Source organism: Pseudomonas putida (genome assembly GCA_041879295.1).
Taxonomy (GTDB): domain Bacteria; phylum Pseudomonadota; class Gammaproteobacteria; order Pseudomonadales; family Pseudomonadaceae; genus Aquipseudomonas; species Aquipseudomonas putida_Y.
Window position 1 is genome coordinate 4,936,592 of the sequence record CP047152.1, and the last position, 22,372, is coordinate 4,958,963.

The 22,372-nt window shown below is 62.3% G+C and carries 18 protein-coding genes; 7 read left to right on the forward strand and 11 right to left on the reverse strand.

Going from position 1 to position 22,372, the window contains the following annotated elements; all coding sequences use genetic code 11:
- Positions 1-4: 4 nt before the first annotated feature.
- From GST84_22625 to grpE, 8 genes are all read right to left on the reverse strand, one after another.
- Complete coding sequence (locus GST84_22625; GenBank protein XGB14983.1) at positions 5-454, reverse strand: MFS transporter; 450 nt, start codon at positions 452-454, stop codon at positions 5-7.
- Entirely contained in the window at positions 432-908 is a 477-nt protein-coding gene (gene greA / locus GST84_22630; protein ID XGB15821.1) for a transcription elongation factor GreA, read from the reverse strand. Before greA ends, GST84_22625 begins: the two co-directional genes overlap by 23 nt.
- Positions 909-910: 2 nt before the next feature.
- Entirely contained in the window at positions 911-4,132 is a 3,222-nt protein-coding gene (gene carB / locus GST84_22635; GenBank protein ID XGB14984.1) for a carbamoyl-phosphate synthase large subunit, read from the reverse strand.
- A 105-nt stretch (positions 4,133-4,237) separates the two neighbouring features.
- On the reverse strand, positions 4,238-5,374 hold the full coding sequence (gene carA / locus GST84_22640; protein XGB14985.1) for a glutamine-hydrolyzing carbamoyl-phosphate synthase small subunit: 1,137 nt from the start codon (positions 5,372-5,374) through the stop codon (positions 4,238-4,240).
- A 327-nt stretch (positions 5,375-5,701) separates the two neighbouring features.
- Positions 5,702-6,505, reverse strand: coding sequence for a 4-hydroxy-tetrahydrodipicolinate reductase (dapB, locus tag GST84_22645; GenBank protein ID XGB14986.1), 804 nt, complete (start codon positions 6,503-6,505; stop codon positions 5,702-5,704).
- A gap of 13 nt (positions 6,506-6,518) precedes the next feature.
- Positions 6,519-7,646 carry a molecular chaperone DnaJ gene (dnaJ, locus tag GST84_22650; protein ID XGB14987.1) on the reverse strand — a complete coding sequence of 376 codons (1,128 nt, stop codon included), beginning with the start codon at positions 7,644-7,646 and terminating at the stop codon, positions 6,519-6,521.
- Between the two features lie 197 nt (positions 7,647-7,843).
- Positions 7,844-9,769 (reverse strand): molecular chaperone DnaK, encoded by a 1,926-nt coding sequence (dnaK, locus tag GST84_22655; protein XGB14988.1) that lies wholly within the window; start codon positions 9,767-9,769, stop codon positions 7,844-7,846.
- 101 nt (positions 9,770-9,870) lie between these two features.
- Positions 9,871-10,428 carry a nucleotide exchange factor GrpE gene (gene grpE, locus GST84_22660; GenBank protein XGB14989.1) on the reverse strand — a complete coding sequence of 186 codons (558 nt, stop codon included), beginning with the start codon at positions 10,426-10,428 and terminating at the stop codon, positions 9,871-9,873.
- 192 nt (positions 10,429-10,620) lie between these two features.
- Between grpE and recN the strand changes: the two genes are divergently transcribed.
- Positions 10,621-12,294 (forward strand): DNA repair protein RecN, encoded by a 1,674-nt coding sequence (recN, locus tag GST84_22665; GenBank protein XGB14990.1) that lies wholly within the window; start codon positions 10,621-10,623, stop codon positions 12,292-12,294.
- A gap of 188 nt (positions 12,295-12,482) precedes the next feature.
- Here recN and fur read toward each other — a convergent pair whose 3' ends face one another.
- Positions 12,483-12,887, reverse strand: a complete 405-nt coding sequence (gene fur, locus GST84_22670; GenBank protein ID XGB14991.1) for a ferric iron uptake transcriptional regulator — start codon at positions 12,885-12,887, stop codon at positions 12,483-12,485.
- A gap of 97 nt (positions 12,888-12,984) precedes the next feature.
- Between fur and bamE the strand changes: the two genes are divergently transcribed.
- Entirely contained in the window at positions 12,985-13,521 is a 537-nt protein-coding gene (bamE, locus tag GST84_22675; protein ID XGB14992.1) for an outer membrane protein assembly factor BamE, read from the forward strand.
- 61 nt (positions 13,522-13,582) lie between these two features.
- Here bamE and GST84_22680 read toward each other — a convergent pair whose 3' ends face one another.
- Complete coding sequence (locus GST84_22680) at positions 13,583-14,017, reverse strand: type II toxin-antitoxin system RatA family toxin (GenBank protein ID XGB14993.1); 435 nt, start codon at positions 14,015-14,017, stop codon at positions 13,583-13,585.
- Positions 14,018-14,180: 163 nt separating this feature from the next.
- Between GST84_22680 and smpB the strand changes: the two genes are divergently transcribed.
- Entirely contained in the window at positions 14,181-14,663 is a 483-nt protein-coding gene (gene smpB, locus GST84_22685; GenBank protein XGB14994.1) for an SsrA-binding protein SmpB, read from the forward strand.
- A 131-nt stretch (positions 14,664-14,794) separates the two neighbouring features.
- Here the strand turns inward: smpB and GST84_22690 are convergent, their stop codons facing one another.
- A complete protein-coding gene (locus GST84_22690) occupies positions 14,795-15,562 on the reverse strand; it encodes an FCD domain-containing protein (GenBank protein XGB14995.1) in 768 nt (255 codons plus the stop codon).
- A gap of 257 nt (positions 15,563-15,819) precedes the next feature.
- On the opposite strand from GST84_22690, the gene GST84_22695 reads away from it, so the two are divergent.
- The 4 genes from GST84_22695 (at position 15,820) to GST84_22710 (ending at position 22,330) form a co-directional block, all read left to right on the forward strand.
- Positions 15,820-17,490, forward strand: coding sequence for an L-lactate permease (locus tag GST84_22695; GenBank protein ID XGB14996.1), 1,671 nt, complete (start codon positions 15,820-15,822; stop codon positions 17,488-17,490).
- Positions 17,491-17,552: 62 nt separating this feature from the next.
- Positions 17,553-18,698, forward strand: coding sequence for an FMN-dependent L-lactate dehydrogenase LldD (gene lldD / locus GST84_22700; GenBank protein XGB14997.1), 1,146 nt, complete (start codon positions 17,553-17,555; stop codon positions 18,696-18,698).
- A gap of 75 nt (positions 18,699-18,773) precedes the next feature.
- Positions 18,774-21,584 carry an FAD-binding protein gene (locus GST84_22705; GenBank protein ID XGB14998.1) on the forward strand — a complete coding sequence of 937 codons (2,811 nt, stop codon included), beginning with the start codon at positions 18,774-18,776 and terminating at the stop codon, positions 21,582-21,584.
- 455 nt (positions 21,585-22,039) lie between these two features.
- Positions 22,040-22,330, forward strand: a complete 291-nt coding sequence (locus GST84_22710; protein XGB14999.1) for a hypothetical protein — start codon at positions 22,040-22,042, stop codon at positions 22,328-22,330.
- The last annotated feature ends 42 nt before the right edge of the window (positions 22,331-22,372 follow it).

Below are 22,372 nucleotides of genomic sequence, written 5' to 3' on the forward strand. Positions count from 1 at the left end.
CCGATCAGTGGCGCGGTGAACGCGCCCTGACCGGTACCGGCTGGGCCACCAGCACGATGCCGGAAAAACCCAGCACCAGGAAGCAGAACATCTGCCAGCGCTCACCCACGGAAATACCGTAGCGCAAGGTGTAATACCCCACGCAGGCACCGAAGCCGAGCAACAGCATCTGGCCGCGGAACTGCCGCCACCAGGCAGCCAGGCCGTCCACCCTCGCCAGCACCGCCAGCTGAGTCAACAAGCCAAGCATCGCCACGCCGATCAACCAGCGGTCGATCTGCCCGGCAACATCCTGCACCAGCAGCGGCGCCAGGCCACTGACCTTGAGCGCAGGCACCAGCCCCACATGGAACACCCACAGGCCACCGACCCAGAAAACCTGGGCCAGCTGCCAGAGGATCCCCTCAAGGGATGGCGCCCGCAGGCGCCGGTCAGATGTGCTTGACTTCGACAATCTCGTACTCGACCGTGCCGCTAGGCGTCTTGACGACGACAGTATCACCTTCTTCCTTGCCGATGATGGCACGGGCAATGGGTGCGCCACTCGACAGCTTGCCCTGCTTCACGTCGGCTTCATCCTCGCCAACGATCTGGTAGGACACCTCTTCATCGGTTTCGGTGTTGGCCAGTACCACGGTGGTACCGAAAATCACCTTGCCGGTGTGAGGGATAGTGGTCACATCGATGACCACCGAGTTCTGCAGACGGCCTTCGATGTCACGGATACGCGCTTCGACCATGCCCTGCTCCTCACGGGCTGCATGATATTCAGCGTTTTCCTTGAGGTCACCCAGCTCACGTGCCTCACCAATGGCCTGACTCAGGCGCGGGCGCTCGGTCTTGCTCAGAAACAGGTGTTCCTCTTCCAGGGCGCGAGCGCCCTGGACGGTCATCGGGTATTTGGTAATGCTCATGCTTTCAGTCCTGCATGCAGATCTTGCAAGCGACGAACGGTCTTTTCCGGACCGAATTTCAGCGCTTCGCAGATGGCTTCACCAGCCGCAATGGTAGTGGTGCAGTAGATCTTGTGCTGCAACGCATTGCGACGAATCGAGTAAGAGTCGGCGATCGACTGGCGACCTTCGGTGGTATTGATGATCAGCGACACTTCGTCGTTCTTGATCATGTCGACCACGTGTGGGCGACCTTCGGTCACTTTGTTCACACGGCGCACTTTCAGGCCAGCCGCCTCGATAACCTTGGCGGTACCGGCAGTGGCAACCACTTCGAAGCCCAGGGCGATCAGGTCGCGGGCAACGCCAGCCACTTGTGGCTTGTCGTCGTCACGCACGCTGATGAACGCAGTACCACCGGTCGGCAGCACTTCGCTTGCACCCATCTGGGCCTTGGCGAAGGCTTCACCGAAGCTGTCACCGACACCCATCACTTCACCGGTCGATTTCATCTCAGGGCCGAGGATCGGGTCAACCCCTGGGAACTTGGCGAACGGGAAGACGGCTTCCTTGACGCTGTAGAAGTTCGGGATGATTTCCTGGGTGAAGCCCAGCTCTTTCAAGGTTTTACCCGCCATGACACGGGCTGCGATCATCGCCAGGGACGTGCCGATGCACTTGGACACGAACGGTACGGTACGCGAGGCACGCGGGTTGACTTCGATCACGTAGATCTTGTCGCCCTGCAGGGCCAGCTGCACGTTCATCAGGCCGACCACGCCCAGCTCCAGGGCCATTTTCTTGACCTGAACGCGGACTTCGTCCTGCACTTCCTTGCTCAGCGAGTAAGGTGGCAGCGAGCACGCCGAGTCACCGGAGTGAACACCGGCCTGTTCGATGTGCTGCATGATTGCGCCGATGACCACGTCGGTGCCGTCGCACACCGCATCCACGTCCATCTCGATGGCGCAGTTGAGGAAGTGGTCGAGCAGTACCGGGCTGTCGTTCGACACTTGTACTGCTTCACGCAGGTAGCGCTTGAGCTCGTCCAGTTCGTAGACGATCTCCATGGCACGGCCGCCCAGTACGTAGGACGGACGCACGACCAGCGGATAGCCGATGCTGCCCGCAGCACGGATGGCTTCTTCTTCGCTGCGCACGGTAGCGTTTGGCGGCTGCAGCAGGCTCAGGCGCTGAACCATCTGCTGGAAGCGCTCACGGTCTTCGGCGCGGTCGATGGCGTCAGGGCTGGTACCGATGATCGGCACGCCAGCTTCTTCCAGAGCGCGGGCCAGCTTCAGCGGGGTCTGGCCGCCGTAGTGAACGATCACGCCCTTCGGCTTCTCGACGCGGCAGACTTCCAGCACGTCTTCCAGGGTCAGCGGCTCGAAGTACAGGCGGTCGGAAGTGTCGTAGTCGGTGGAGACGGTTTCCGGGTTGCAGTTGACCATGATGGTCTCGTAACCGTCTTCACGCAGCGCCAGGGCTGCGTGTACGCAGCAGTAGTCGAACTCGATACCCTGGCCGATACGGTTAGGGCCGCCACCCAGGATCATGATCTTGTCGCGGGTCGACGGGTTGGCCTCGCACTCTTCCTCGTAGGTGGAGTACAGGTAGGCGGTGTCGGTGGCGAACTCGGCGGCGCAGGTGTCGACGCGCTTGTACACCGGGAACACTTCCAGCTTGTGGCGGTGGCGGCGCAGGTTCTTGTCGGTGATACCCAGCAGTACTGCCAGACGCTGGTCCGAGAAGCCCTTGCGCTTGAGGCGCAGCATGTAGTCCTTGTCGATCGACGACAAAGCCAGGGTCTTGACCTTCTCTTCTTCCTTGATCAGGTCTTCCATCTGCACCAGGAACCACATGTCGATGCCGGTCAGATTGAAGATTTCTTCGCAGGTCATGCCCGAACGCATGGCGTCAGCCACGTACCAGATACGCTCGGCACCCGGCACGGTCAGTTCGCGCTTGAGGATGCTGGCGGCTTCCGGGCTGGCCAGGTCGACTTTCGGGTCGAGGCCGCAGGCGCCGACTTCCAGACCGCGCAGGGCTTTCTGCAGGGATTCCTGGAAAGTACGGCCGATGGCCATGACTTCACCCACGGATTTCATCTGGGTGGTCAGGCGAGCGTCGGCTTTCGGGAATTTCTCGAAGGCAAAACGTGGCAGCTTGGTGACGACATAGTCGATCGACGGCTCGAAGGACGCCGGGGTGCGACCGCCAGTGATATCGTTCTGCAGCTCGTCGAGGGTGTAACCAATGGCCAGCTTGGCGGCGATCTTGGCGATCGGGAAGCCGGTGGCCTTGGAGGCCAGGGCGGACGAACGCGATACGCGCGGGTTCATCTCGATGACGACCATGCGGCCGGTGTTCGGGCAAATGCCGAACTGGACGTTGGAACCGCCGGTTTCCACACCGATTTCACGCAGCACCGCCAGCGAGGCGTTGCGCATGATCTGGTATTCCTTGTCGGTCAGGGTCTGTGCCGGGGCAACAGTGATCGAGTCACCGGTGTGCACACCCATCGGGTCGAAGTTCTCGATCGAGCAGACGATGATGCAGTTGTCCTTTTTGTCGCGGACCACTTCCATCTCGTACTCTTTCCAGCCGATCAGCGACTCGTCGATCAGCAGCTCTTTGGTCGGCGACAGGTCCAGACCGCGGGTGCAGATTTCTTCGAACTCTTCACGGTTGTACGCGATACCGCCGCCGGTGCCGCCCATGGTGAACGACGGGCGAATGATGCATGGGAAGCCAAGCTTCTCGAGGACCGCATTGGCCTCTTCCATGCTGTGGGCGATACCGGAGCGCGGGCATTCCAGGCCGATGTCCTTCATCGCCTTGTCGAAGCGCGAGCGGTCTTCAGCCTTGTCGATGGTGTCGGCGTTGGCACCGATCATCTCTACGCCGAACTTCTCCAGAACGCCGTGGCGCTCCAGGTCCAGGGCGCAGTTCAGTGCGGTCTGGCCACCCATGGTCGGCAAAACGGCGTCCGGGCGCTCTTTTTCGATGATCTTGGCCACCGACTGCCACTTGATCGGCTCGATGTAGGTGGCGTCGGCCATGGCCGGGTCGGTCATGATGGTGGCTGGGTTGGAGTTCACCAGGATGACGCGGAAACCTTCCTCGCGCAGGGCTTTACAGGCCTGGGCGCCGGAGTAGTCGAATTCGCAGGCCTGGCCGATCACGATCGGGCCAGCGCCGAGAATCAGGATGCTTTTGATGTCTGTACGTTTTGGCATGGTGGTCACTCAAATCCGGGGTCAGTCGGCAAGCCGCTTTGAACAATCTGGGTCAGGCGCTTCCGGGCGCGGCAGATGCCGGCCCGGGGCCTTGAAGCAGGATGCTCAGCGGCGCTTGGCCATGGCATCGGTGAAACGATCGAACAGAGGCGCGACGTCGGTCGGGCCTGGGCTCGCTTCAGGGTGGCCCTGGAAGCTGAACGCGCTCTTGTCGGTACGCTCGATACCCTGCAGGGTGCCGTCGAACAGCGACTTGTGAATGGCGCGAACGTTACCCGGCAGGGTCGCTTCGTCAACGGCAAAACCGTGGTTCTGGCTGGTGATCATGACCACGCCGGTATCCAGGTCCTGGACCGGGTGGTTGGCACCGTGGTGGCCGTGGCCCATTTTCACGGTCTTGGCACCGGAGGCCAGGGCCAGCAGCTGGTGGCCGAGGCAGATGCCGAATACCGGAATCTCGGTTTCGAGGATTTCCTTGATCGCCTGGATCGCGTAGTCGCACGGCTCGGGGTCACCAGGGCCGTTGGACAGGAACACGCCGTCCGGGTTGAGTGCCAGCACTTCGCTGGCCGGGGTCTGGGCTGGCACCACGGTCACGCGGCAGCCACGGGCTACCAGCATGCGCAGGATATTCAGCTTGACGCCGTAGTCGAAGGCAACCACGTGGTACGGCAGGTCGGCAGCGTCGATGGTCGGGTGGCTGTCGGTTTTCAGCTCCCACACACTGGAGCGCCACTCGTAACGCTCCTTGGTGGAGACGACCTTGGCCAGGTCCATGCCCTTAAGGCCCGGGAAGCCGCGGGCAGCAGCGATGGCGGCTTCTTCGCTGATGTTGTCACCCGCCAGAATGCAGCCGTTCTGGGCGCCCTTTTCACGCAGGATACGGGTCAGGCGACGAGTGTCGATGCCGGCGATGGCAACGACGTTGTTGGCCTTGAGGTACTCAGGCAGCGACTGGGTGTTGCGCCAGTTGCTGGCCAGCAGCGGCAGGTCACGGATGACCAGGCCAGCGGACCAGACGCGGTTCGACTCGGCGTCTTCCGGGGTAGTGCCGGTGTTGCCGATGTGCGGGTAGGTCAGGGTAACGATTTGCTGCGCGTAGGAAGGGTCTGTAAGGATTTCCTGGTAGCCGGTCATAGCGGTGTTGAATACCACCTCACCAACGGTCTGACCGTCGGCACCGATGGCTTCACCGCGGAAAATACTGCCGTCGGCAAGGGCGAGTATGGCTGGCTTTGTCAAGAAGACCTCCCGTAAATCAAGCATGAAAGGGCGATCGCAGGTTGCAAAAAAGCGGAGTGACGTATGGACACGTCACCCCGCTTTCATGTGCTGAATTCAATTCGCTGCGCGCTTTTAGTGGACACACTAAAGCTGTAGCTTACAGAAAAGTGTGTTTTCGGTCTACCGCGGATGTGCCTCTAAAACACATCAATGCGACAGACTGACATCTGTGTTGGCTTCTTCGCAGGCTCGCCCGCTCCCACAGGCCCACCACAAGCCACAAGACCCGCGCAATACCTGTGGGAGCGGGCAAGCCCGCGAAGCAGCCAGCACCGCCAGAACGGCTCAACGCAGCTCGAGCACATCCTGCATGTCGTACAGCCCCGGCTCGCGCCCATCCAGCCACAGCGCCGCACGCACGGCACCCTTGGCGAAGGTCATGCGGCTGGAGGCCTTGTGGGTGATTTCCAGGCGCTCGCCTTCGGCAGCGAACAATACGGTGTGATCGCCCACCACATCGCCGGCACGCACGGTAGCGAAACCGATGGTTTTGCGATCCCGCGCGCCGGTCTGCCCTTCACGGCCATACACGGCCACTTCCTGCAGATCACGGCCCAGCGCATTGGCAACCACTTCACCCATGCGCAGTGCAGTGCCCGACGGGGCATCGACCTTGTGCCGGTGGTGCGCCTCGATGATTTCGATATCGACATCATCACCCAGCACCCGCGCAGCCATATCCAGCAGCTTGAGGCTAAGGTTGACACCCACGCTGAAGTTGGCGGCGAACACGATTGGAATGTCCTTGCCAGCCTCAGCCAACAGCTGCTTCTCTTCGACTGTAAAACCGGTCGTGCCGATGATCATCGCCTTGCCGTGCTTGCGGCAGAACGCCAGGTTTTTCAGGGTCACCGAGGGGTGAGTGAAATCGATCAGCACATCGAACTCGTCGGCAACCTTGGCCAGGTCGTCGGACAACAGCACGCCAATTCGGCCAAGTGCCGCCAGCTCTCCGGCATCAGCCCCGACCAACGAGCTGTCAGGGCGATCGATCGCCGCGGTCAGCCCCGCACCTGGAGTTTGTTGCACGGCTTCGATGAGGGTTTTGCCCATCCGCCCCGCCGCGCCCATCACTGCAATACGTCGCATAACCTGTTCCTTGTCAGAGATCGCCGAAGAAGCGCTTCACACCATCGAACCAGCCGCTGGCCTTGGGCGAGTGGGAACTGTCGCCTTCCAGCGAATCACGCAGCTCTTCGAGCAACTCGCGCTGGCGACGGCTGAGGTTGACCGGGGTTTCTACGGCCACACGGCACAGCAGGTCACCCGCACCACCGCCACGCACCGGGGCAACACCCTTGCCACGCAGACGGAACTGCTTACCAGTCTGGGTGCCTTCCGGAATCCTCAGCTTCACACGACCATCCAGGGTCGGCACTTCCAGCTCGCCGCCCAGGGCAGCATCGGTGTAGCTGATCGGCACCTCACAGTACAGGTGCTTGCCATCACGCTGGAAGATTTCGTGCTCACGCACGCTGATCACCACGTACAGGTCGCCAGTCGGGCCACCATGAGTACCCGCCTCGCCCTCACCCGACAGACGGATGCGGTCGCCGGTATCGACACCTGCCGGCACCTTGACCGACAGCGTCTTGTATTCCTCGACACGCCCCTCACCGTGACACGAATTGCACGGGTCGGTAATGATCTTGCCTTGCCCATGGCAGCGCGGGCAGGTCTGCTGCACCGAGAAGAAGCCTTGCTGCATGCGTACCTGACCGATGCCACCGCAAGTCGGGCAGGTTGACGGGGTCGAACCCTTCTTGGCACCGGAACCGTCGCAAGGCTGGCAGTTGACCAGGGTAGGCACGCGGATGCTGACCGTAGTGCCACGCACCGCTTCTTCCAGGTTCAGCTCCAGGGTGTAGCGCAGGTCGCTGCCGCGCTGGGCACCGCCTCGACCACCGCCGCGGCCGCCGCCACCGAAGAAGTCGCTGAACACATCACCGAAGATGTCGGAGAAGTTGGCACCACCAAAGCCGGCACCACCGCCACCCATGCTTGGGTCGACACCCGCATGGCCATACTGGTCGAAGGCCGCACGCTTGCTCGCGTCCGACAGCACTTCGTAGGCCTCGTTGGCCTCCTTGAACTTGTCTTCCGATTCTTTATCGCCCGGGTTGCGGTCCGGGTGATACTTCATCGCCAAACGGCGGTAAGCCTTCTTGAGATCCGATTCAGTGGCGCCGCGCTCGACACCCAGGACCTCATAATAATCACGCTTGGACATAGGTCATTTGCACCTTGTTGGGCGTCTGGCATCTGCGCCACGCCATCAGCACCCGCCCGCTCCCCATAAGAGCCGCTGACAGATGCTGTAAAAATTCTCGAATTCCAGATACGCCAACGCGGGAGCAAGCCCCCGCGCGGCGACATCCTACCAGCTCACCGACAAACGACGGTGAACTGGCCGACAACATGCAGGGATTACTGCTTGTTGTTGTCTTTCACTTCTTCGAACTCGGCGTCAACCACGTCATCGTGCTTGGCTTCCGGCTCGGCCTGCTGCGCGCCACCCTGAGGCTGTTCAGCCGACTGCTCGGCGTACATCTTCTGGGCAACCGGGGCAGAGACCTTGGACAGCTCTTCTACCTTGGCGTCGATGGCAGCCTTGTCGTCGCCTTTGACAGCGGCTTCCAGGGCAACAACGGCGGCCTCGATGGCGGTTTTCTCTTCAGCGGTAACCTTGTCACCTGCGTCAGCGACCATCTTGCGGGTCGAGTGTACCAGCGCGTCACCCTGGTTACGGGCAGCAGCCAGCTCTTCGAACTTGCGGTCTTCCTCGGCGTTGGCCTCGGCGTCACGCACCATGCGCTCGATCTCTTCGTCCGACAGGCCGGAGTTGGCCTTGATCACGATCGACTGAGTCTTGCCGGTAGCCTTGTCTTTCGCGCCTACGTGCAGGATGCCGTTGGCGTCGATGTCGAAGGTCACTTCGATTTGCGGCACGCCACGCGGTGCTGGCGGAATGTCAGCCAGGTCGAATTTGCCCAGCGACTTGTTCTGCGCAGCCTGCTTACGCTCACCCTGCAGCACGTGAATGGTCACGGCGCTCTGGTTGTCGTCGGCAGTCGAGAACACCTGCGACTTCTTGGTCGGGATGGTGGTGTTCTTCTCGATCAGCGCGGTCATCACGCCGCCCATGGTTTCGATACCCAGGGTCAGCGGGCTGACGTCCAGCAGGAGTACGTCTTTCACGTCACCGGCCAGTACCGCACCCTGGATGGCAGCACCCATGGCAACGGCTTCGTCCGGGTTCACGTCCTTGCGCGCTTCCTTACCGAAGAAGTCGGCAACTTCTTTCTGCACCAGCGGCATGCGGGTCTGACCGCCGACCAGAATCACGTCATCGATCTTGCTGGCGTCGATGCCGGCGTCTTTCAGGGCGATACGGCAAGGCTCGATGGTACGCTTGACCAGGTCTTCGACCAGCGACTCCAGCTTGGCGCGGGAGATCTTCACGTTCAGGTGCTTAGGACCGGTGGCATCTGCAGTGATGTACGGCAGGTTGACGTCGGTCGACTGAGCGGACGACAGCTCGATCTTGGCTTTTTCTGCGGCTTCTTTCAGGCGCTGCAGGGCCAGAGGATCGTTCTTCAGGTCCATGCCCGACTCTTTCTTGAACTCGTCGACAAGGTAGTCGATCAGGCGCATGTCGAAGTCTTCGCCACCCAGGAAGGTGTCGCCGTTGGTAGCCAGTACTTCGAACTGGTGCTCACCGTCGACTTCGGCGATTTCGATGACCGAAACGTCGAAGGTACCACCACCCAGGTCATAAACGATGACAGTGTGGTCGCCCTTGGCCTTGTCCATGCCGTAAGCCAGCGCAGCGGCAGTCGGCTCGTTGATGATGCGTTTTACGTCCAGGCCAGCGATGCGGCCGGCGTCTTTGGTCGCCTGACGCTGGCTGTCGTTGAAGTAGGCCGGAACGGTGATGACCGCTTCGGTTACGGGCTCGCCGAGGTAGTCTTCGGCGGTTTTCTTCATTTTCTTCAGGACTTCGGCGCTGATTTGCGGCGGAGCCATTTCCTTGCCAGCAGCCTCGACCCAGGCGTCACCGTTGTTTGCCTTGACGATCTTGTACGGCACCAGCTTGATGTCTTTCTGCACGACATCTTCTTCGAAGCGGCGGCCAATCAGGCGCTTCACTGCGAACAGGGTGTTGTGCGGGTTGGTGACGGCCTGGCGCTTGGCCGACTGGCCAACCAGGATTTCGCCATCGTTGGCGTAGGCCACGATCGAAGGGGTAGTACGCGCACCTTCGGCGTTTTCGATGACTTTGACGTTACCGTTTTCCAGAATGGAGACGCACGAGTTGGTGGTCCCCAGGTCGATACCGATGATTTTACCCATGTTAACTCTCCCGAAACTTGAATTTGGTAGCAGCGACTACTTTGGCCAACTGCGGTAATACTTGAAGGCTTGACACCTAGATGGGGATGCCCGAAAGGATTTCAAGCCTTTTCATTGATCGAGGGTTGCGCCGCGCTCGGCGCCTTGCTGACCACCACCATGGCGGGGCGCAGCAGGCGGCCGTTCAGCAGGTAACCCTTCTGGAACACGTTCAGCACGCTGTTTGGCTCGACCTCGGCGTTTTCCTGCATGGCCATGGCCTGGTGGTGCTCAGGGTTGAACGGCTGGCCGTGCGGGTCGACCGCTTCAAGGTTGTAGCGCTTGAGCGTGTCCTGGAACATCTTCAGGGTCAGCTCGACACCCTCGCGGATCTGCTTGACGTGCTCATCGTCGGCACTGGAGTGAGCCAGGGCCAGCTCCAGGCTGTCGATCACCGGCAGCAAGTCGCTGGAGAACTTCTCCAGGGCGAACTTGTGGGCTTTTTCCACGTCCTGCTCGGCACGACGGCGTACGTTCTGCAGGTCGGCAACGGCGCGCAGCGCCTGGTCCTTGGCTGCGGCCAGCTGTTCCTCGAGCTCCAGAACACGGGTATCAGCTGCATTGCCTGCACCGGTTTCTTCCACGTTAAGGTCTTTCTCGTTCAGCTGCTCATCAGCCATGGGGTCTCTCCTGCGCAATTTTGTGGACTGCGAGCCAGGCTCGCCTTGGATGTCGGCTATATGGGGCCGGAAAAACCAGGTTCAAGGGGCAAGGTGGTTTTCAAGGCTGCAACAGAATCTGCGAAGGGGCATTGGCAGGCCTGAAAAAAGTACTGTATAAATAACCAGACCTGACTTCCGGGAGCCGCCCCCATGCTGGTGCACCTGTCCATTCACAACTACGCCATCGTCGAGCACCTCGACCTCGAAATCGCCCGTGGCATGTCCGTCATCACCGGCGAGACCGGTGCCGGCAAATCGATCATGCTAGACGCCCTCGGCCTTGCCCTGGGCGACCGTGCCGACAGCGGCGTGGTGCGCCCCGGCACCGACAAGGCGGACATCCTGGCCACCTTCGACCTGGTGGACATTCCCGAAGCGCATACCTGGCTGGCCGAGCGCGACCTGGACAACGAAGGCCTGTGCATCTTGCGCCGGGTGATCACCGCCGAAGGCCGCAGCCGCGGCTACATCAACGGCACGCCCTGCCCGCTCGGCGACCTCAAGGCGCTGGGCGAACTGCTGATCGATATCCACAGCCAGCACGAACACCAGTCACTGCTCAAGACCGACACCCACCGCCGCCTGCTTGACGAATATGCCGGCGCCGTCGACCTGGCCCGCCAGGTCCAGCTTGCAGCCAAGCGCTGGAACCAGACCCGCCTGGAGCTGGAGCGCCTGTCCAACTCGGGCGACGAGCAGCGCGCCCGCCACCAGTTGCTCAGTTACCAACTGGAAGAACTGGACAACCTCGGCCTGGGCGAGCACGAACTGGAGCAGCTGGAACAGGAACACAAGAACCTGACCAGCGCCGAGGCCCTGTTCGGCATCTGCCGCCAGGTTATCGACCAATGCAGCGAGAGCGATTCGGGCAATGTGCTGAGCGCCCTCACCTTCAGCCTCAACCGCCTGGGTGCCGCCACCAACTCGCCCAAGGCGCTGAGCGAAGCGGCCAACCTGATTGCCAGCGCGCAGATCCAGGTCGAGGAAGCCGTGGGCGAACTCAACCGCTTCCTCGACAACTTCGACGCCGACCCGATGCGCCTGCAAGCCCTAGAAGAGCGCCTGGATACCATCTATACCCTGGCACGCAAACACCGGGTGCATCCCACCGAACTGCCCCACCTGCAACAGCAATTGATGGAAGAGCTGGAAGGCCTTAATGCCAGCGACGAGTCGATCGAGCGGCTGGGCGAAGAGCTTGGCGCCTTTGCCCAGCACTATAAAGAGAAAGCCCGTGAGCTCAGCGGCCTGCGCCAGCAAGCGGCGCAGCAGCTGGCGGGCGCGGTGGAGCAGGAAATCCAGCGTCTGGGCATGCCTGGCGGTCGCTTCTGCATAGAGCTGACACCCAACGAAGGCACAGACCTGTCACCCCATGGCCTGGAGCAGATCGAACTGCTGGTCAGTGCCAACCCGGGCCAGCCGCTCAAGGGCCTGGCAAAGGTGGCGTCGGGTGGCGAACTGTCGCGTATCAGCCTGGCGATCCAGGTCATTACCGCGCAGACCTCGCGCATTCCTACCCTGGTGTTCGACGAAGTCGACGTGGGTATTGGCGGGCCCACGGCAGAAATCGTCGGCCAATTGCTGCGGCGCCTGGGCGAGCGCGGGCAGGTACTGACCGTGACCCACCTGCCGCAGGTGGCGGCGCAGGGGCATCACCATTTGTTCGTGCACAAGGTGCGCAACAGCGACACCACCCACACCGCCGTGGCTAGCCTTGGCAAGCGTGAGCGCGTGGAAGAAGTGGCGCGGATGCTCGGCGGCATCGACCTGACCAAGGAGTCCCTGGCCCATGCGCGCAAGATGGTGGTGAGCGGCAAGGCCTGACCCTTCTTTTCCAGGACGATTCGCGGGCACGCCCGCTCCCACAGGTACACCTCAGGTTTCAGATCCTGTGATCACCCTGTGGGAGCGGGCGTGCCCGCGAAGAGGCCGGCACAGACAACACATCGTTCAATCCCAGAAAGCACAAAGGCGACCCGAAGGTCGCCTTTGCTATTCATAACGAAAAATCGTTACTTCTTCTTACGCACGTACAGGACCAAATTGTGGTCCACCAGCTCGAAGCCATGCTCGGCCACGATTTCGCGCTGGCGCTTCTCGATCTCGGCATCCATGAATTCGATGACTTCACTGGTATCCACGTTCACCATGTGGTCGTGGTGACCGCCATCGGCCAGTTCGAACACTGCATGACCGCCGTCGAAGTTGTGGCGAACCACCAGACCCGCCGCCTCGAACTGGGTCAGCACGCGATAGACGGTGGCCAGGCCTACGTCCTCGCCAGCCTCCATCAGCGCCTTGTAGACATCCTCTGCACTCATGTGACGCTGCTCGGTAGAGTCGAGCATCTGAAGGATCTTGACTCGAGGCAGGGTCACCTTGAGACCGGCTTTGCGCAATTCGCTATTTTCAACCATGGTCAGCTTTCTCGCCGATGCTGCTTCGCAGCTTCTCTTAATACGGGTATGATCGGGGTTTACGTTGTCCAGCCAAGATAGTGGAAGTCGCCCACCGATGCAAAACACCAAGCTCTTGCTAACCAGCCTCACCCTAGTGGGACTGCTCGCACTCGCCGGTTGCTCGTTTCCCGGGGTTTACAAAATCGACATCCAGCAGGGCAATGTCGTCACGCAAGACATGATAGACCAATTACGCCCGGGAATGACCCGCCGGCAAGTAAGGTTTATTATGGGCAACCCGCTGATTCAGGACACTTTCAACACCAATCGCTGGGATTACCTGTACAGCCTGCAGCCTGGTGGCGGTAAGCGCCAGCAAGAACGCATGAGTGTATTTTTCAACGAAAGCGATCAACTGGTCAGCCTGTCTGGCGACTTCATGCCAGGCGTCAGCCGCGATCAGGAAATCCTCGGTGGCAGCAGCGACACCACCGTCAGCCCGGCCACCGAGCCAGGCCAGACCGAACAACCGGCAGCGCAACCTGAAGAAAAACCGGCCAAGCCAGGTTCGACCGAAGAGGCCATCCAGCGCGAGATCGACACCATCGAGACCACTCCGGTCCCGACCCCAGCACCGCTGGAAACCCGCTAAGCGGGAACAGCAGATGCAAAAAAGCCCGGACCTGGTCCGGGCTTTTTTTGCGCCTTATCCGTCAGGCATTCAGTTGCTTGGCACGCTGGCAGAACGCATCGACCAGCGTATTCGCCGCCTGATTGAATAGCGGGCCCAACGTGGCGCGCACAATCGGCCCGGCGTAATCGAAGGACAGGTCCAGGCTGATCTTGCAGGCCTTTTCACCCAGTGGCTTGAACACCCAAACACCATGCAGCTGGGTGAATGGCCCTTCTTCGAGGTTCATCTCGATGGACTGCCCCGGCACCAGCACGTTGCGCGTAACGAAGTGCTGGCTCATGCCACCCTTGGCCACTTCGAGCTTGGCACGCATGTGTGTATCGCTGGTTTCGATCACCGTCGAGGCCGAGCACCACGGCAAAAACTCAGGGTAGCTGGCCACATCGTTGACCAGATCGTAAAGCGCCTGGGCGGGGTATGGCAGCAGGGCGGAGCGTTGAATATGGGTAGTCATCCAGGCGTCACTTCCAAGGCTGGGTGGCGACGCTTCGCAGCGTGCCGAAAACAGGTTCTGTGCGTATGACAGGGTTTGTATTGTCCGGTATTCATTCCAGTGGCTCAAGCACACCGAAATCCCATAGCGGACGACGCGCGGACTTGCCTATAATGCCGCCCCTATGGCTAAGCAAAAAAAACATCCGACCGGGACCATCGCGCAAAACAAGAAAGCGCGACACGATTACTTCATCGAACACAAGTTCGAGGCCGGGCTGGTCCTGTCCGGCTGGGAAGTAAAAAGCCTGCGAGCCGGCAAGGCGCACCTGACTGACAGCTACGTGCTGCTCAAGGACGGTGAAGCCTGGCTGTTCGGCAGCCACATCACCCCGCTGACCACGGCCAGCACCCACGTCATCGCCGACCCTACACGCACCCGCAAGCTGCTGCTGAACAAGCGCGAGCTAGAGCGCGTGGAAGCGGCTGTGGCGCAAAAAGGCTACACCTGCGTGGCTTTGGCGCTGTACTGGAGCAAGCACCTGATCAAGTGCGAAATCGCACTGGGCAAGGGCAAGAAGGAATTCGACAAGCGCGACACCATGCGCGAACGCGATTCCAACCGCGAGCTGCAGCGGGCTGTGCGGAACAAGGGCAAGGAAGACTAATCGGTCTTTAGCCTGTTCCGGCCTCTTCGCGGGCACGCCCGCCCCACAGGAAGGGCACCAGTCTCAAGCCCGGCGCTTATCCTGTGGGAGCGGGCTTGCCCGCGAAGAGGCAGGTACTGCCCATAAAAGTCTCAGCGCCCGCTGCGCCGCTCCGCCCGCGCCACCCGCTGAGCTTCCTCGTGCGCTTCTTCCAGCACCTCCTGCACATACAAAATGTGCCGGCTGGACACCTCCCGCGCATCCTCCGCCCTGCCCTCGACAATCGCCAGGTACAGTTCCCGGTGCTGACTGATCAGCATGTCACGGGTTTCGGTGCGCTGCTGGTACATGCCGCCGATGTTGGTCACCACGTTGCGCTTGAGCAGGTCGAACAACCCCCGGATGGTGTGCAGCAACACCGCGTTATGGCTGGCCTCGGCGATCGCCAGGTGGAAGCGCGCATCAGCCGCGCCCTCCTCCGCACGGGTTACCTCGTCGAACCTGGCATAGCAGTCCTGCAGCGTATCGAAGGCCGCCTTCAAGCGCGCCCGGTCCGGCTCGGTGGCACGCTGGGCAGCGTAGTAGGCACAGGACGCCTCCAGGGTATGGCGAAACTCGAGCAGGTCACGCTGCGCTTCGGCACTGTGCTCGAGCAACTGCAGCAACGGGTCGCTGAAGGTGGACCCCAACGACTCCGCCACAAAATTGCCCCCGCCCTGACGGCTGACCAGCAGCCCCTTGGCCACCAGCTTCTGGATCGCCTCACGCAGTGACGGGCGGGACACACCAAACTGCTCGGCCAGGACGCGCTCGGCCGGCAGCCGCTGCCCCGAGGTCAGCGTGCCTTCCAGAATCATCCCTTCCAGCCGATCGACAATGTCGTCGGACAGGCGCCGCTGGCGTACCTGATCAAAAACCATCACATGCTCTCCACAAACCCCCGGGCAAATGTCAGGGGGTGTCTATTCTCGCCGATCCAGGCCACGCAAACACCCATCAAGCCGCGATTTTCCCAGCACATCAGATGCCCGCTCATCGGTACGCGACCAAAGTTTTGCACAGGACAAATTGACACACCCACGACAGCGCTTTTAACCTAGCGTCCAGCCATTGTAAATTGGTCTTACCAATTATCCAATGCCAGTGCCTGACCAACAACAATTAGGGGCCACCCCATATGCAAACCTGGCAACAACTCTATACCCCGCTTGGTAGTCTCGGCCTGTCCGCACTGGCGGCGGTCATCCCTATCGTGTTCTTCTTCCTGGCCCTCGCCGTGTTCCGCCTCAAGGGCCACGTAGCGGGCAGCATCACCCTCGCGCTGTCGATCCTGGTGGCGATCTTCGCCTTCCAGATGCCTGTCGACATGGCCCTCGCCGCCGCGGGTTACGGCTTCCTCTACGGCCTCTGGCCAATTGCCTGGATCATCGTTGCCGCGGTGTTCCTGTACAAACTCACGGTCAAGAGCGGCCAGTTCGAAGTGATCCGCAGCTCGGTGCTGTCGATTACCGACGACCAGCGCCTGCAAGTGCTGTTGATCGGCTTCTGCTTCGGCGCCTTCCTCGAAGGTGCGGCGGGCTTTGGCGCACCGGTGGCCATCACTGCCGCACTGCTGGTGGGCCTGGGCTTCAACCCGCTGTACGCTGCCGGCCTGTGCCTGATCGCCAACACCGCGCCAGTGGCCTTCGGCGCCCTGGGCATCCCGATCATCGTGGCCGGCCAGGTTACCGGTATCGACGCCTTCCACATCGGCGCCATGACCGGCCGCCAGCTGCCGTTGCTGTCGCTGTTCGTGCCGTTCTGGCTGGTGTTCATGATGGACGGCCTGCGTGGCGTGAAGGAAACCTGGCCTGCCGCCCTGGTCGCCGGCCTGAGCTTTGCCGTCACCCAGTACTTCACCTCGAACTTCATCGGCCCGGAACTGCCAGACATCACCTCGGCACTGGCCAGCCTGATCTGCCTCACCCTGTTCCTGAAAGTCTGGCAGCCCAAGCGCGCGTTCAGCGAGGCCAAAGGCAGTGTCGGCGCAGCCGTTGTGCAGCCAAGCGGCAGCCAGCCTAGCCCGTACAGCTTTGGCGAGATCTTCAAGGCCTGGTCGCCGTTCCTGATCCTCACCGTACTGGTCACCATCTGGACCTTGAAGCCGTTCAAGGCGGCTTTCGCTCCGGGCGGCGCGATGTACAACTTCGTGTTCAACTTCGCCATCCCGCACCTCGACCAACTGGTGATCAAGACCGCACCGATCGTTGCCGCGCCAGCCGCCATGCCAGCGGTGTTCAAGCTCGACCCGATCTCCGCCACCGGCACCGCGATCTTCCTCTCGGCGCTGATCTCGATGGCGGTGCTGAAGATCAATTTCAAAACTGGTCTTACCACTTTCAAAGAAACCTTCTGGGAACTGCGCTGGCCGATTCTGTCGATCGGCATGGTGTTGGCCTTCGCCTTCGTCACCAACTACTCAGGCATGTCCTCGACCATGGCCCTGGTGCTGGCCGGTACCGGCGCCGCGTTCCCGTTCTTCTCGCCGTTCCTCGGCTGGCTGGGCGTGTTCCTGACCGGCTCGGACACCTCGTCCAACGCCCTGTTCAGCTCGCTGCAGGCCACCACCGCGCACCAGATCGGGGTCAACGACACCCTGCTGGTGGCGGCCAACACCAGCGGCGGCGTAACCGGCAAGATGATCTCGCCGCAATCGATCGCCGTGGCCTGCGCCGCTACCGGCCTGGTCGGCAAGGAATCCGACCTGTTCCGCTTCACCGTCAAGCACAGCCTGTTCTTCGCCACCATCGTCGGCCTGATCACCCTGATCCAGGCTTACTGGCTGACCGGCATGCTGGTTCATCACTAAAGTGAAAGGGGCCGGGCGCCGTCGCGCGCCCGGCACTCCCACAAGCAACGCTGCGAGAATCCATGATCATTTCTGCCTCTACCGACTATCGCGCCGCGGCCCAACGCAAGCTGCCCCCCTTCCTGTTCCACTACGCTGACGGCGGCGCCTACGCCGAGCACACCCTGCGCCACAACGTGTCGGACCTGGCTGGCATCGCCCTGCGCCAGCGCGTGCTGAACAACATGTCCGAGCTCAGCCTGGAAACCAAGCTGTTCGACGAAACCCTGAGCATGCCGGTGGCCCTGGCCCCGGTCGGCCTCACCGGCATGTACGCCCGCCGTGGCGAAGTGCAGGCGGCGCGCGCGGCAGCCGCCCATGGCATCCCGTTCACCATGTCTACCGTGTCGGTGTGCCCAATCGAAGAAGTGGCGCCCGCCATCGACCGGCCAATGTGGTTCCAGCTGTATGTACTCAAGGACCGCGGCTTCATGCGCAATGCCCTGGAGCGCGCCAAGGCCGCTGGCGTCAAGACGCTGGTGTTCACCGTCGACATGCCCGTGCCCGGTGCCCGCTACCGCGACGCCCACTCTGGCATGAGCGGCAAGAACGGCCCGCTGCGCCGCGTGCTGCAAGCCATGACCCACCCCGAGTGGGCATGGGATGTGGGCGTGATGGGCCGCCCGCATGACCTGGGCAACATCTCCAAATACCGTGGCAACCCCACCGGCCTTGCCGACTACATCGGCTGGCTGGGCAACAACTTCGACCCGTCCATTTCCTGGAAAGACCTGGAGTGGATCCGCGAGTTCTGGGACGGCCCGATGATCATCAAGGGCATCCTCGATGCCGATGACGCCCGCGATGCGGTCAAGTTCGGTGCCGACGGTATCGTGGTGTCCAACCACGGCGGCCGCCAGCTCGACGGCGTGCTGTCCAGCGCCCGCGCCCTGCCGGCGATTGCCGACGCGGTCAAAGGCGACCTGAAGATTCTGGCCGACTCGGGCATTCGCAGTGGCCTGGACGTGGTGCGCATGATCGCCCTGGGTGCCGACACCGTACTGATCGGCCGCGCCTTCCTCTACGCCCTTGCCGTGCATGGCCAGGCCGGCGTGAAAAACCTGCTTGAACTGTTCGAAAAGGAAATGCGCGTGGCCATGGTGCTGACCGGTGCCAAGTCGATCAGCGAGATCACCCGCGACTCGCTGGTACGCGAACTGGGCGCCTGAACGCCTGCAAGAACCACCGCCTGAATGACCCGGGGCATGTAGTGCACAGACGCCACAGCCCCGCGAGGAGACTGCATGAGCCTGCCCGCCGCGTTCCTGCGTGATGCCGAGCGCCTGATCCCCGCCGAACGCCGCTTCGACGACCCCACCTCCACCCTGGCCTTCGGCACCGACGCCAGCTTCTACCGCCTGATCCCCAAGCTGGTGGTGCGCGTCGAGTCCGAGGATGAAGTGGTCGGCCTGATCAAACTGGCCCAGCGCGAGCGGGTGCCGGTCACCTTCCGCGCTGCCGGCACCAGCCTGTCTGGCCAGGCCATCAGCGACTCGGTGCTGATCGTGCTCGGCGATAACTGGAACGGCCGCGAAATCCGTCGCCAGGGCGAGCAGATTCGCCTGCAACCCGGCGTGATCGGCGCTCAGGCCAACGCCTGGCTGGCCCCCTTCGGGCGCAAGATCGGCCCCGACCCCGCCTCGATCAACGCCTGCAAGATCGGCGGCATCGTCGCCAACAACGCCAGCGGCATGTGCTGCGGCACCGCGCAGAACACCTACCACACCCTGGCGGGCCTGCGCCTGGTGCTGGCTGACGGCACCCGCCTGGACAGCGAAGACCCGGCCAGCGTCGCCGCCTTCGAAAGCAGCCACGCCGAACTGCTGGAAGCACTGGCCCGCCTGGGCCGCGAAACCCGCGCCAACACCGCGCTGGCCGAACGCATCCGGCACAAATACAGACTGAAGAACACCACGGGCCTGTCACTGAACGCACTGGTGGACTACGACCAGCCGCTGGACATCCTGCAGCACCTGCTGGTCGGCTCGGAAGGCACCCTGGGCTTCATCAGCGCCGTCACGTACGACACCGTGCCCGACCACCCGCACAAGGCCAGCGCCCTGCTGGTGTTCCCCAGTGTCGAAAGCTGCTGCCGCGCGGTACCCGTGCTCAAGCAGCAGCCGGTTTCTGCCGTGGAACTGCTCGACCGCCGCAGCCTGCGCTCGGTGCAGAACATGCCCGGCATGCCGCTGTGGGTAAAAGGCCTGTCGGACAATGCCTGCGCCCTGCTGATCGAATCCCGCGCCGCCAGCCAGAGCCTGTTGCACGAGCAACTGCAGCAGGTGATGGCCTCGATCGCCGACTTCCCGCTGGAACAGCAAGTGGACTTCAGCGAAGACCCGGCCGTGTACAACCAGCTGTGGAAAATCCGCAAGGACACCTTCCCCGCCGTCGGTGCCGTGCGCCAGACCGGCACCACGGTCATCATCGAAGACGTGACCTTCCCCGTCGAGCAACTGGCCGAAGGCGTCAACCGCCTGATCCAGCTGTTCGACAAGCACCACTATGACGAAGCGATCATTTTCGGCCACGCGCTGGAAGGCAACCTGCACTTCGTCTTTACCCAGGGGTTCAACAGCGCCGAAGAAGTCGCCCGTTACCAGGCGTTCATGGACGACGTGGCGCAACTGGTGGCGGTGGAGTTCGGCGGCTCGCTCAAGGCCGAGCACGGCACCGGGCGCAACATGGCGCCCTTCGTGGAGCTGGAGTGGGGGCACGACGCCTACCAGCTGATGTGGAAGCTCAAGCGCCTGCTCGACCCCAACGGCATCCTCAACCCCGACGTGGTATTGAGCGACGACCCGGATATCCACCTGAAAAACCTCAAGCCGCTGCCTGCCGCCGACGAAATTGTCGACAAGTGCATCGAGTGCGGCTTCTGCGAACCGGTGTGCCCGTCCAAGGGCCTGACCCTCAGCCCACGCCAGCGCATTGTCATGTGGCGTGACATCCAGGCCAAGCAGCGCGCCGGCATCGATACCCGCGCACTGATGCAAAGCTACCAGTACCAGGGCATCGACACCTGCGCCGCTACCGGCCTGTGCGCCCAGCGCTGCCCGGTCGGCATCAACACCGGCGAGCTGGTGAAGAAACTGCGCAGCCAGGCCGCCGACCACGCTAAAACCGCCGACTGGCTGGCCGAGCATTTCCACACTGCCCTAAGCGGTGCGCGCCTGACCCTGACCGCCGCCAATACCGCACGCAAGCTGCTTGGCGCCCCGCGCCTGGGCCGCCTGAGCACCTCGCTGAGCAAAGCCAGCAAAGGCCGCCTGCCCCAATGGACCCCGGCCATGCCGCAACCGCTGCGCCCACTGGCCTTCGGCGCCACCAGCAACGACGCCCGCCCCCGCGTGGTGTACCTGGCTGCCTGCGTCTCCCGGGTAATGGGCCCGGCCTATGCCGACCGCGAGCAAAGCTCGCTGCTGGACAAAACCCGCGCCCTACTGGAAAAGGCCGGTTACCAAGTGGTGTTCCCCGACAACGCCGACAGCCTGTGCTGCGGCCAGCCGTTCGCCTCCAAGGGCTACCCCGAGCAGGCCGAACACAAGCGCCAGGAGCTGATCACCGCCCTGCTGCACGCCAGCCGCGGCGGCCTCGACCCGATCTATTGCGACACCAGTCCCTGCACCCTGCGCCTGGTGCAGGACCTGGGCGACACCCGGCTGGACCTGTACGACCCGGTGCGCTTCATCCGCACTCACTTGCTCGACCGGCTGGAGTTCACCCCCCAGGACGAACCGGTAGCCGTGCACGTGACCTGTAGCACCCAGCACCTGGGCGAAAGCCAGGCCTTGATCGACCTGGCGCGGCGCTGCAGCAAACAGGTGGTGATCCCGGAAGGCATTCATTGCTGCGGGTTTGCCGGTGACAAAGGCTTTACCACCCCCGAGTTGAACGCCCACTCGCTGCGCAGCCTGAAGGACGCCGTGCAGTATTGCAGCGAAGGTATTTCTACCAGCCGTACCTGCGAGATTGGCCTGTCGAGCCACAGTGGTATCGACTATCACGGTTTGGTTTACCTGGTAGACCGCGTCACCCGGCCGCGCAGTATTTAGGGCGGGGGGGTTCGCCGTGGGGGTCGTTCGCCGTGGGGGGTGTGGCGCCTGGGAGATCGAGCGCCGCCCGCGCGGCGCATCGCGAGCTGCGCTCGCTCCTACGTTTGTTTCGGGCCAGTTATGCCTGTGACAGGCGCGCGCGACCGCCTTGTTTGTACGACGCGATATCGCGCCATGCCTGTGACAGCCGCGCGCGACCGCCTTGTTTGTACGACGCGATATCGCGTCATGCGCCAAGGGGATCGCGCGCAATTCCCCCAGGAATAATTGGCCCGAAACAAACGTAGGAGCGAGCGCAGCTCGCGATGCGCCGCGCGGGCGGCGCTCGATCTCCCAGGCCCCGAACATCCCACGCCGAGCACCTGCCCCCCCCCACACATCCCGATTGAACCCCCGCCAATCCCCCACAGTCCACCTTACAGGCCCACCTTCCAGAGGCCCCAGAGGAGACACCCATGAAAGGTACCGCACTTTCGGCCCTGTTCGCGGCCGCCACCCTGCTGGCTTCGCCGGTGTTCGCCGCCGAAGACCTCTGCACCACCAATCTGCAAAAAATCGACAACAGCATGGCCACCGCCGGCGCCACCTCCGAGGGCCTGGACAAGGCCATCACCGAGCACGTCGACAAAGCCAAGGCCGCCCAGGCCTCGGGCGACACCAAGGAATGCATCGCCATTACCAGCAAAGTGCTGGAGCGCCTGGAAAAAACCGAGAAAGGCAGCAGTAGCGGCAACGGCGGCGCATAAGCCCCAAAGCGGGCGACTGGACCGGCTGTCGACGTCGCCCGC